Genomic DNA, 10,087 nt, shown 5'->3' on the forward strand with positions numbered 1-10,087 from the left:
TCGGTGGACGCGCTCTCGGTGGAAGCGGTCTCGGTGCACGGCCAGGCCCGTCCGTCCCGCTGCGCGGTCTCCGGTTCATGGCGCGCGGCCCGCCCCCGCCCGCCCCGGGGCAGGGTTCCGCCCGCTGCCCGCCTTCCGTCTCAACTCCGGCTGCCCGCCCGCGCCCCACCCGGGGCAGGGGCCTCGGCCACCGGCCTTGCGGCGGACCGGCCGGCTCCCCGGGACGGCGTCGCCCACGACAGCAGCACCGCCACCCCTCCCAGCGTCAGGGCAACCCACTGCGCAGCTCCCGGGGTCTCGGAGAACATCACCCAGGCCCACACGGTGGTGACCGGGGGCGTCAGGTAGAGCAGCAGGCTCGTGCGGGAGCTGCCCAGGCGGCGCAAGCAGACGGCGAAGGCGGCGTAGCCACCGAGTCCGGAGAGCACCACCAGCCAGGCCAGCGCGCCCACGACCGTCGGCGTCACCGTCAGGGCGAGCCCGCCGGTCACGGCGGCGAAGGCCAGGAAGACGCCGGCGGAGAGCGCCACCTGGACGCAGAGACAGCTCAGGACGTCGGCCGTCGGCCGCCACCGGCGTTCGAGAAGCGCCGCCCCCGACAGGCCGAGCAGGCCCGCCACGGGGAGCAGCAGCCCGGCACCCAGGCTCCCGAGGTCGCCTCCGACGCTGACCGCCACCGCGAGCAGCCCCACCAGCAGGCCGGCCACCTGCACGGGCCGGGCGGAGTCGTCCCAGGCGAGACGGCCGACCACCATGACCAGCATCGGTTGCATCGCACAGACCAGGGCCACCGTGCCCGCCCCGACACCGCCGGCGGACGCCCCGAAGACACCGCCGAGGAAGACCACGTGCGCCAGCAGGCCGATGACGCACTGCTCGGCCACGCCCCGCGCGGTGATCACGGCCCGACGAGTGAGTGCCACGGCGGTGACCAGCACCGCCGCCGTGATCAGGTAGCGCCAGGCCAGGACCCCGGAGACGGAGCCCGCGGGGCCGGCCAGCACCGCCCCGACGAACCCGGAGGACCACAACACCACGAACGCGCCCGCCCATCCGAAACTCTTCATGCCCGCATATAAACACACCGGTCGGTATACTCGCTGTGTACCCGTTTCCCACCTCTGGGGAGAGCAGCATGCGCGCACCCGAAGACCTGGACGGCCTCGCGCCGGCACCGAACCCGACGACGACCCCGGCCGGTGAGCGGCTCCTGGCCGCGGCGGAGGAGCTCTTCTACGGGCAGGGCATCGGGGCCGTGGGCGTGGACCTCGTCGCCGAATCGGCCGGGGTCACCAAGCGCACCCTCTACCAGCGGTTCGGCTCCAAGCAGGAGCTGGTGGTGGCGTACCTCGGGCGCCGCGCCCACCGATGGCAGACCATGCTTCTGGCGGAACTCGCCCGCTATCCGGCCGGGCCGGAGCGGGCGCTCGCGGTGTTCGCCGTAGCGGAGCGGTGGGCGGCGGGGAACCCACGCGGCTGCGCCTTCGTCAACGCTTGGGCGGAGCTGGGCACCAGCACCCCGGCGGTCGGTGACGCGATCCGCGAGGAGAAGCGCTGGATGTTGGGGCTCTTCCGGCATCTGACAGGGGACCCGCTCGTGGCGGAGCACCTTCACTTGCTGTACGAAGGGGCGCACGTCACCGCTACGACGCTGGGCGACGACGCCGCCCACGCCAAGGCCGGGGCGGCGGCTCGAACCCTGCTGGCCGCCGCCGGGGGCGCGCCGGCACCGTGACGCCGCACGCCGCACGCCGCACGCCGCTCCTGCCGGCGGGGAGCCCGGACGGCCCCGGCCCCCTGGACCTCCCGACGTGTCGCCCCGGAGCGTCGCGGGGTCACTTCCGGCCGGGCGCGGCCGTGAAGCGGTCGGTGCCCAGGAGGGACAGCAGCCGCAGCTTCTCCTGGCTCTCGGTCCGCGGCCCGGTGGTGAGGACCAGCAGCGTCTGGGACCGGTCCTCGGTGAAGAGCGCCTGGCAGTCGAGTTCGAGGGCTCCGACTTCCGGGTGCAGCAGCGTCTTGCGATCAGCGAACCGTTGGGCGACCTCATGGCGCTCCCACAGTTCGGCGAACTCCTCGCTCGCCCGGAGCAGGGCACGGACAAACTGGCTGTGGTTTCCGGAGGCAGTGACGGAATCGGTCTGGGGTTCGCCCGCCGTCTGGCGGACGCCGCGGCGGAGGTGGTCATACCGGTGCGCGACCCCGTCAAGGGACGAGCGGCACTCGACCGGATCGGCGGCACCTCCTCCACCCGCGTGCTCGACCTCGCCTCGCTGCGTTCGGTCGCCGCGCTGGCGCCGGCTCAACGACGAGGGCCGCCCGATCCACATCCTGGTCAACAACGCCGGCGTGATGACGCCGCCCACCCGGCACACCACCACCGACGGGTTCGCGCTGCAGTTCGGCACCAACCACCTCGGGCACGTCGCCCTCGTCGCCGGGATCCTGCCGCTGCTGGTCGCGGGCGCCGCCCGGGTGACGACGCAGTCCGCGCCGGCCGCTGTCATGGCCGGGCGCGCGGACTGGTCCGACCTGCAGTCCGAGCGCGACTCCAGGCCGTGGCCTGCCGGCTGGGGGATCACCAGCAACGTCGCGCACCCCGGCTCCACCGCCACCAACCTCCAGTCGGCCGGCCCGCGCATGGGCGCGGCCGAGCACCGTTCGACGCGGCGTTCCGATTCCTCGCCCCACTGGGTTGGCCGGTCCAGCGTGTCGAGGGCGGCCTGCGCCCCGCGTTGTGCGCCGCCACGAGACCCAGCGCCCGGTGCGGTCGCTTCTACGGGCCGCGCGGCTTGGGGCACCTCACGGGGGCGGCGAGCGCGGAGAGGATCTACCGTGCCGCCCGCGACCCGGAGGTCGCGGCGCTGACGTGGGAGAGGTCGTGCGAGTTGGCCGGCGTGTCCTTCCCGTCGGCACCGTGACGCCCGCTCCTCCGGTCAGGGGGCGGCGCGTGCGGGGGCGGTGTACGCGTCCCGTTCGACCACGACCATGGCGGCGTCGTCCTCCAGCCGCCCCCGCACGTGCTGGAGGAGGGCCGTCCGCAGCCGCTCCAACAGCTGCTGCGGCGGGCTGTCGTCGAGCCGCGCCAGGTGGGCGTTCAGCTCGAAGAAGTTCCGGGCGGGGTCGCGGGCCTCGACCACCCCGTCGGTGTACAGCAGCAGCCGGTCGCCGGGGCCGAACGGGTAGGTCTCCGCGTGGGTGGGGGCGGAGCCGAGGAACTCCGCGAGTCCGAGTGGCGGCAACGGGACCGCGGCCTCAAGCGGCCGGGTCTCCGCGCCGCTGAGCAGCAGCGGTGGGGGATGGCCGCGGCTCACCAGTTCGACGACGGGCTCGGCCGGTACCTGGGCGAGGACCGCCGTCACGAACTGCTCCGCGGGGTCGTGCGGCCCCGGCGCCTCGACGAGTTCCTCCGCGCGGCATATCTCCCGCCGGAGCGCGGCCTCGCACCGCGTCATCACGTCGGCCAGCTCGGCCTCGTAGTGGGCCGCCTCCCGGAACGCGCCCAGTACGGCGGCGGTGGTGCGCACCGCGGGCAGCCCCTTGCCCCGGACATCACCCACGATGACCCTGATGCCGTACGGGGTGGAGAGCACCTCGTAGAGGTCGCCGCCGATGCGCGCTCCCGCCTCGGCGGCCAGGTAGACGCCCGCGGCCCGCGCTCCCTCCAGGCGGCCGGGCACCGGCCGCAGCACCACGTCCTGGGAGACCTGGGCGATGCGCCGCACGTGTGCGAGCTCCCGTTCCCTCCGGGCCCGCGCCGCGCTCGTCGCGAGACTGGCCAGGGAGACCAGCAGCAGCGCCGACAGGTTGGCGTAGACCTGCTGGCTCCCCCACGCCTGGTTGTAGGTCGCCGTGGTGCAACTGGCGAGCGCCGTCACGACGGCCACCGTCGCCGTCCCGGCGGGGCCCATCGTGAGCGCGGCCAGCGCCGGAGCAGGTGTGAGGAAGGGGCCGGTGTAGAGGAAATGGGCAGGGGAGAGCTCGATGGCGACCACCGCGACCACCGCCACGAACGGCAGGACCCGTGCGGCGGTGAACAGGGCACTGCCGGGACGGATCAGGGTCGCCTCGGACGGCCCGCGGAGCATGCGCATAGCCCGAGCGTCCCACCACATCAGCTCCGGCGCTCGGTCCGGCAGATCTCGGCGACCGCGGGAGGGGGAGCACCGATCGCGCCCGTGCAGCGGGGCGAGCCGCGACGGACCGTGCTCCGCCCGGCAGTCCGGCCGAAGCCGGCCGCGTCCCCGCACGCGGCCGAACGACTGACGGAAGAACGGTCCGGCCCGGGGGCTCGTCCTGCTGCGCACCCGCCGGCGCCGCTGCGGGTGAGCGCTCGTGCGCCGATCGCGGCGCACCCGTCATTGACTCTGCCCCAGGGGCAGGGTTTGCAATGGGAGGCGCCCCTGCCGAAGCCTGTGCCGCGGGCGGACACCAGGCGAGACCCGGCCCCGGACATCCGGATCGCCGCGTTCGCCGGCACAGGCCCGACCGTCGTGACCCGACACGGAGTCCCGGAACAAGATGCTCAGCGAACGACAGAAGCGCAAGGCAGCCGGCCGGCTGAAGCCGGGCAACGGCCGCACGCTGCGTGGTTACCGCTGGTGGCAGCCACTCTCCCGCGCGCTGTTCCACCTCGTGCTCACCGGCGGCGACGGCCGCCGCGCGACGTACTCCGTGGACGTGCCGTACTGGCAGCGGTTCGCCACGGAGGAGGGTGAGGGCAAGGCGCAGCTCTACGTCGACGGCAGGCAGCACTCGACGTCGGTCCTGCCCGCCGTCTTCCCCGTGCCCGGTGGGAGGATCGAGGTCGTCCCGACGGCGTTCGGCCTCCGCCGATGCCACTACGTCGACCACGGCGGCGTCGAACATCGCCTCACTCCCGACGTGCGGTCGGCCGAGGGACGCCGGAGCCGGTTCCAGCGCTCGCACCCGGGGACGAGCCGACTCCTGGCCGCGCTCTCACTGACGCTGCTGCTGGTGTCACTCGGTCTTGCCGTCCCGCAGATCGTCGAGGCCCTGTCCCAGGTGCCACCGGTCGCCGAGCGGTTCGGGACGTTCGACTCACCCGTGGCCCTCACGTGGTGGGCCAACACCGCTCTCGGCCTGTGCGCCTCGGCCGCCAGCGTCGAACGGGCCACCCGGTTGCGCTACAGCCCGCTGCTCGACGGCACGGAGTAGCGGGACCCGCCCCGGGCCGGACAGCGGACGTGGCGGCTCGGTTGCGGAGAGTGGCGTCCCGCTTCTCGGCCCCCGGAGAACGGACGCCTCGGTTCCGCCCGCTGCCCCGCCTATGCTGCCGACATGGCCGATCCCGGGCAGCGGCCCCTGCTGTTCCTCGACGTCGACGGGCCGCTCATCCCGTTCGGGGCGAGGACCCGGCCGTACCCGACCTGGACACACCGCCCGATCGCCCCCGGCGGCGACGCGAATCCGCTCCTCGCCAGGATCGACCCCGCGCACGGCGCACGCCTGGCCGCGCTGCCCTGCGAGCTGGTCTGGGCCACGACCTGGGAGGCGGACGCGAACGACCTGGTGGCGCCGCGCATCGGACTGCCGAAGCTTCCCGTCGTGGTCTGGCCGGGGCCGCGCAGTACCGACGAGCAGGACGAGCACGCCGGACTGCACTGGAAGACGCGCACGCTGGTGGAGTGGGCGGCTGGCCGTCCCTTCGTCTGGGTCGACGACGAACCGACAGCCGTCGACCGCGAGTGGGTCGCGGCCCACCACCCCCGGCGGGCACTCCTGCACCGGGTCGACCCTGCTCACGGGCTCGCAGGCCGCGACTACGCGGAGATCAGAAGGTGGCTCCGGCGGACAGCCTGAGCGCGTGTGGGAGACCCCGCGTCGGATCGGCTCGCGGCGTCGTCGGGTGCGGTCGGCTGCACGGCGGAGGGTCGCCCTCGTACCGGGTTGCGTTCGGGCCTTCCTGACAATGCGGCAGGCGGCCGTAGCCGGCGTCGCGGGCCCGGCGCGGGGTCTCCCACACGCTCCCGGCGGGGGCCCGACCCGGACCTGGGAAACGGGGGGCCGGGCGGGGCCTCCCGTCCGGGCGGCCCCGCAGGTGTGCCGGACACCGGGCCCGACCCGCCGTCAGCTCGGTTCGTCGAGCGGCGTGCGCTCCTCCCGCGGCTCGGGCACACCGGCATCCGGTCGTTGGTCGACGGCCAGGGGCTCCACGAGGGAAGCGAGCGCGCTGAGCACGGTATGGGGGTTGCGTCCCGCCTCCACGAGCTCGGCGGCGTGACGTATCACGGTGCCGACGGGCTTCTGCGCCGGGTCGTGGCCCGAGCAACGTGCCGCCCGCCGCAGGTCCAGGGCGAGGTACTCGTCGAAGTTCTCCGGTGCCGCCGCGCTGTACCCCAGGGTGCACATCCGCTGTACCGATGTCAGCGCTGCCCGGTCTCCCGCGTCCACCGTCAGATTGCCGTCGATCATCTGCCGGCGGACGCTGTCCGCTTCTGTCGCCAGTTCCACCACATCGTCCTCGTACATGGCGGTGCGCCTACCCCCATCCGGACAAAGCGTGCGCGTTCTGGTGTGCGAACCCGTGGCCGATCGAGGTGATGCCGTCTCCGGTGTCGCACCGCCGCCGTGACACCGGGTCAGAGCCGCCCGAGGGTGCCGTCCCGCCCGCCGCCCGGGCCGTGAGCGGGCGGGCGAGCGCCGCGCTCTTGCGGGAGCGCGGACCGCAGTCCCGCCGGCACCGCTGACCATCGGTCATCGGTCATCGGCCGAAAAGGGACCGGACCGCAGGTCGCTTGCTCGGAGCCCCGTCACACCGCTCGGCGCGTGGGCTACGCTCCTTGCCGCGCTCCGGAGCCACATCGCAAAGGACCCATGCCTGACGAGTCGCAACCACGAGACCGGGCCGGGACGCCCGTCCGTCGCGGTTCCCGGGCGTTCGGCATGCTGTGGGCCGGTCAACTGCTCGCACTGCTGGGTTCCAGCGCTGCTGTGTTCTGTCTCGCGCTCACCGTCTACGCCGGGACCGGTGACGCGACGGCGCTCGCTCTCGTCGTGGGCGTCGGCTCGCTGGGCATGATCTACCTGGCACCGTTGGCCGGCGCCGTCAGTGACCACTTCGCCCGCCGTCACGTCGTCTGCGCCGGCAACGCCCTGCTCGCCGTGCTGTCCCTGCTGCTCGCCTGGCAGGTCTGGCGGTTCACCGCCGAGGACGGAGCCGGACTCCGGGTGATCCTGCTGTTGGTGTTCCTCGCCGGGACCGTGAAAGCCGCGGTGTCCACCACCCTGGCCGCCTGTGTCCGGGAGCTTCGTCCGGAGCGCGATCTCAGCCGCGTCAACGGTTTCACCTCGCTGATCGAGACCGTCCCCACCGTCTCCGGCCCCCTCGTCGGCGCCGCGCTGTACTCGACGGTCACCCCGGCGGCCGTCTTCGCACTGGAGGCCGTGACCTTCGCGGCGGCAGCGGCGATGGCCGCCACCATCCGCCGGTCGTCGGGGCCGGGTACCAGGGAGCGCCGGCCTCTCCGGCCCTTCGCCGGAACCCGGCGCGGCTTCCGCTTCATCTTCGCCCACCCGGGCTTCCGGGCCCTCCAATGCGTCTACGCGGGCGTCAACTTCTTCGCAGGTACGGCCACCGCCGTCGTCACGGTCTACATCGTCTCCTCCTCCGCTGCCGGGACCGAGGCATGGAACCTCGCGGTCTTCAACGTCGCGGGGCCCGTCGGCCTGTTGCTCGGCGCGGTCGTCGTCGTGCTGGTCGGGGGCCGGGGCAGCCGGTTCGCGGTCATCGTCTGCGCCCTCGCCGCAGGAGCGCTCCTCGGTCGGCTCGGACTGGCCCTGGCCGTGGTGCCGCCGCTGTGGTTCCTCACCCACCTTCTCACCCAGGCCGGTGTCCAGATCTCCAACGCGCAGGCGACCGCGATCTGGCAGGAGCGGACGCCCCCGGGGATACAGGCGACCGTCTTCGGCGTCCGTCGGCTCCTTGGCCAGGGACTCTTCCCACCGGCCGTCGTCCTCGGCGGTCTGCTCGCCGAGAGGTGGTTCCATGACGGGGGCGCCCTCGCCGAAGCGGCGAGCGGCGCCGTTCCGCGGTTTGCGGAGAACGGCGGAGGAGCCGGCCTGCTTCTCGCAGTCTGCGCCGTGGGACAGGTGGCTCTCGCTCTGGTCCTCGCCACCTCCGGCCGCTTCCGCCGACTTGCCGAACGTCCCCGCTCCGACGTTCCCGACCCCGCTCGATGAGGGCTGCCGCTCCGGACGCCACCGGCCGCCGGCGCCCGCGTCGGACGTCGGTGGCGGCGCGGCCGTGCTCCGCCGCACCTCCCGCCCTGCGCGCTCCGTGAGCCACCTGGCTCGGCCGACGCGGGCGGTTCACCGACCCTGGTCCCTTCCCGACCGTGGCCTCGCGTCCGAGCGGCGACGTCCGGGACGCCTGCCGTACGTGTTGTTCCATCGCCCCAGATGGCCCCGGGCCCCGTGACCTCCCTCCGACACCTGCATCAGGGCGGACAGCGAGGCGCCGTTCAGCCAGTGCCCCAGGTGGTCCCGAGAGATCGTCACCACATCGTGCCGGGCGGCGTCCTTCACCGCCGGGCCGGTCAGCCGTGTGGTGGTCACGACCATCGCGATCTCGGCTCCGTAGTGCACGGTCGATCCCACCAGCCGGATGATGTCCGGGCTCGTCACCGACCGGCCCGGGGCGTACCGCTTGCACTGCACGATCAGCCGCCGACCGTCGGGCAGCCGCCCGAGCACGTCGACGCCCCTGTCCCCCGAGCCGCCGATGCGTTCCACCCCGGTACAGCCGTCGCGACGCAGCAACCCGGCGGTGAGGTGCTCGAACTCGGTCTCGTCCATCCCGTCGACGGTCGCGACCGAGCGATGGCTCACGGCGAGCCGGTCCTGGTGCCGCCACCGGGCGTCACCGGTCCGCAGCCTCCGATGCGTCCGCCACGCCCACCACGCACCGGCCCCGGCCGCTCCGACCACGGCTGCTGCCGCCACGAACGGCCACAACCGCTCCCAGAACAGCAGCACCACCCCGCCGACAACAGCTGCCGCCGCCACTGCGGCCCGCCGGTTGCGACGCCGCACGGCCTTCTTCCCACGGCCCTTCACATCCCCGCCCCTTCCGGCGCGACCGCCGCCCGGCACGCCGCCACCCGACGCCTCCGGCCGGGACACGGCCGCCGACCACTCCCGCGCCGGGCCCGCGGCGCAGCCGTCCGAGCCTGCCCCGGGAGTGAGGTCGGCCAAACACGAGAAAGCCGACGCGGCGGGGCGTTCGCCCGCGGGACCGCCCCGGAACCTCTCGCTCCGCGGCAGTCTCGGCCGTCCGGATCCCCGTGGAGGACGAACCGTCCGGCCACGGGGCGTGGTGTTCGTGCCGAAAGCGGTCTGTTCACCGGCGGGAGCAGTTGGCACGATCGGCCCGACACCCGCTGCGCGCCAGGAGGGGACACCTGTGCTGCCGAACTACTTCAACACCAAACCGCTGGCCGACTACATGCGCCACGACCTGAAGATCCCCGCCGACCAGGAGGCCGGCAGCCTGTCGGCAGGACGGGTCGGACGGATAGCCGCCCTCGCCGCGGCGTCCTCGGCCGCCTACGCCGCGACCGGGCACCTGCTGGCACTGGTCGCCCTGCTGCCGACACCGGCGGCGGCAGGGGAGGGGACGGGGGACCAGCAGGACTTCTGGCTCCGACTCACGAAGGCCGCGGGGTCTGCCACGCTGCTGCCGGGCAACATCAAGATCGGGGTCGTCGCCGCACTGGACGGCCACGGTGCCGGACTCGCGGACAGGCTCCTGGACGCGGTCGGCACCATGTCCACCGAGCACCGCGCGGCCACCGCCCTGCTCGTGGGAGAGCACCTCACGGACAGCGGCGGCTTCCCCGGGCCTGCGAGCACGACCGGTGAGTTGTGGCTGCGCGACGTCGAGCTCACGGCATGGCAGGTGATCCACAACTACCGGCGACCTCCGACCCGGCAGGCCCGAGACCAGTTCCGCGACGCGTGGAACCGCGTGTGAACCCCGGCAGGGCGAGCGGCCCCGCCTGACGGCCGGTACCCGCTGAGCGCGACCCGCCGGCCGGTCGCGGACCGTCGCCCCGCGACCGGCCGGCTG

The 10,087-nt window shown here is 73.9% G+C and carries 10 protein-coding genes; 5 read left to right on the forward strand and 5 right to left on the reverse strand.

The window, feature by feature from the left end:
- Window positions 1-140: 140 nt before the first annotated feature.
- Window positions 141-1,067 carry a DMT family transporter gene (locus tag HCJ92_RS06350; protein WP_209310780.1) on the reverse strand — a complete coding sequence of 309 codons (927 nt, stop codon included), beginning with the start codon at window positions 1,065-1,067 and terminating at the stop codon, window positions 141-143.
- Window positions 1,068-1,135: 68 nt separating this feature from the next.
- On the opposite strand from HCJ92_RS06350, the gene HCJ92_RS06355 reads away from it, so the two are divergent.
- Window positions 1,136-1,735, forward strand: a complete 600-nt coding sequence (locus HCJ92_RS06355) for a TetR/AcrR family transcriptional regulator (protein ID WP_167932445.1) — start codon at window positions 1,136-1,138, stop codon at window positions 1,733-1,735.
- A gap of 100 nt (window positions 1,736-1,835) precedes the next feature.
- Here the strand turns inward: HCJ92_RS06355 and HCJ92_RS24730 are convergent, their stop codons facing one another.
- Together HCJ92_RS24730 and HCJ92_RS06365 are read right to left on the reverse strand one after the other, a co-directional pair.
- Entirely contained in the window at window positions 1,836-2,405 is a 570-nt protein-coding gene (locus HCJ92_RS24730) for an MmyB family transcriptional regulator (protein WP_338054048.1), read from the reverse strand.
- A 528-nt stretch (window positions 2,406-2,933) separates the two neighbouring features.
- Window positions 2,934-4,091 (reverse strand): PP2C family protein-serine/threonine phosphatase, encoded by a 1,158-nt coding sequence (locus HCJ92_RS06365; protein WP_245240632.1) that lies wholly within the window; start codon window positions 4,089-4,091, stop codon window positions 2,934-2,936.
- A gap of 427 nt (window positions 4,092-4,518) precedes the next feature.
- Here HCJ92_RS06365 and HCJ92_RS06370 point away from each other — a divergent pair, with 427 nt between their 5' ends.
- Both HCJ92_RS06370 and HCJ92_RS06375 read left to right on the forward strand, forming a co-directional pair.
- Window positions 4,519-5,175, forward strand: coding sequence for a hypothetical protein (locus HCJ92_RS06370; RefSeq protein ID WP_167932447.1), 657 nt, complete (start codon window positions 4,519-4,521; stop codon window positions 5,173-5,175).
- A gap of 123 nt (window positions 5,176-5,298) precedes the next feature.
- Window positions 5,299-5,820: an HAD domain-containing protein gene (locus HCJ92_RS06375; protein WP_167932448.1), complete on the forward strand. Its 522-nt coding sequence runs from the start codon at window positions 5,299-5,301 to the stop codon at window positions 5,818-5,820.
- Between the two features lie 267 nt (window positions 5,821-6,087).
- On the opposite strand, the gene HCJ92_RS06380 is transcribed toward HCJ92_RS06375, so the two are convergent.
- The gene (locus HCJ92_RS06380) at window positions 6,088-6,489 is read right to left on the reverse strand and encodes a hypothetical protein (RefSeq protein ID WP_167932449.1); all 402 of its coding nucleotides are present in this window, start codon (window positions 6,487-6,489) and stop codon (window positions 6,088-6,090) included.
- A 345-nt stretch (window positions 6,490-6,834) separates the two neighbouring features.
- Here HCJ92_RS06380 and HCJ92_RS06385 point away from each other — a divergent pair, with 345 nt between their 5' ends.
- Window positions 6,835-8,199: an MFS transporter gene (locus tag HCJ92_RS06385; protein WP_167932450.1), complete on the forward strand. Its 1,365-nt coding sequence runs from the start codon at window positions 6,835-6,837 to the stop codon at window positions 8,197-8,199.
- A 129-nt stretch (window positions 8,200-8,328) separates the two neighbouring features.
- On the opposite strand, the gene HCJ92_RS06390 is transcribed toward HCJ92_RS06385, so the two are convergent.
- Window positions 8,329-9,075: a restriction endonuclease gene (locus HCJ92_RS06390; RefSeq protein WP_338054049.1), complete on the reverse strand. Its 747-nt coding sequence runs from the start codon at window positions 9,073-9,075 to the stop codon at window positions 8,329-8,331.
- 346 nt (window positions 9,076-9,421) lie between these two features.
- Here HCJ92_RS06390 and HCJ92_RS06395 point away from each other — a divergent pair, with 346 nt between their 5' ends.
- Window positions 9,422-9,991, forward strand: a complete 570-nt coding sequence (locus tag HCJ92_RS06395; protein ID WP_167932451.1) for a hypothetical protein — start codon at window positions 9,422-9,424, stop codon at window positions 9,989-9,991.
- Window positions 9,992-10,087 lie beyond the last annotated feature (96 nt).

This window comes from Streptomyces spiramenti (assembly GCF_012034385.1).
Classification (GTDB): domain Bacteria; phylum Actinomycetota; class Actinomycetes; order Streptomycetales; family Streptomycetaceae; genus Streptomyces; species Streptomyces spiramenti.

Excerpts from the sequence above, each read along its gene's own strand:
- HCJ92_RS06350 (WP_209310780.1), bottom strand. The coding sequence starts at position 1,067 with ATGAAGAGTTTCGGATGGGCGGGCGCGTTCGTGGTGTTGTGGTCCTCC.
- HCJ92_RS06355 (WP_167932445.1), top strand. The coding sequence starts at position 1,136 with ATGCGCGCACCCGAAGACCTGGACGGCCTCGCGCCGGCACCGAACCCG.
- HCJ92_RS06365 (WP_245240632.1), bottom strand. The coding sequence starts at position 4,091 with ATGCGCATGCTCCGCGGGCCGTCCGAGGCGACCCTGATCCGTCCCGGC.
- HCJ92_RS06370 (WP_167932447.1), top strand. The coding sequence starts at position 4,519 with ATGCTCAGCGAACGACAGAAGCGCAAGGCAGCCGGCCGGCTGAAGCCG.
- HCJ92_RS06375 (WP_167932448.1), top strand. The coding sequence starts at position 5,299 with ATGGCCGATCCCGGGCAGCGGCCCCTGCTGTTCCTCGACGTCGACGGG.
- HCJ92_RS06380 (WP_167932449.1), bottom strand. The coding sequence starts at position 6,489 with ATGTACGAGGACGATGTGGTGGAACTGGCGACAGAAGCGGACAGCGTC.
- HCJ92_RS06385 (WP_167932450.1), top strand. The coding sequence starts at position 6,835 with ATGCCTGACGAGTCGCAACCACGAGACCGGGCCGGGACGCCCGTCCGT.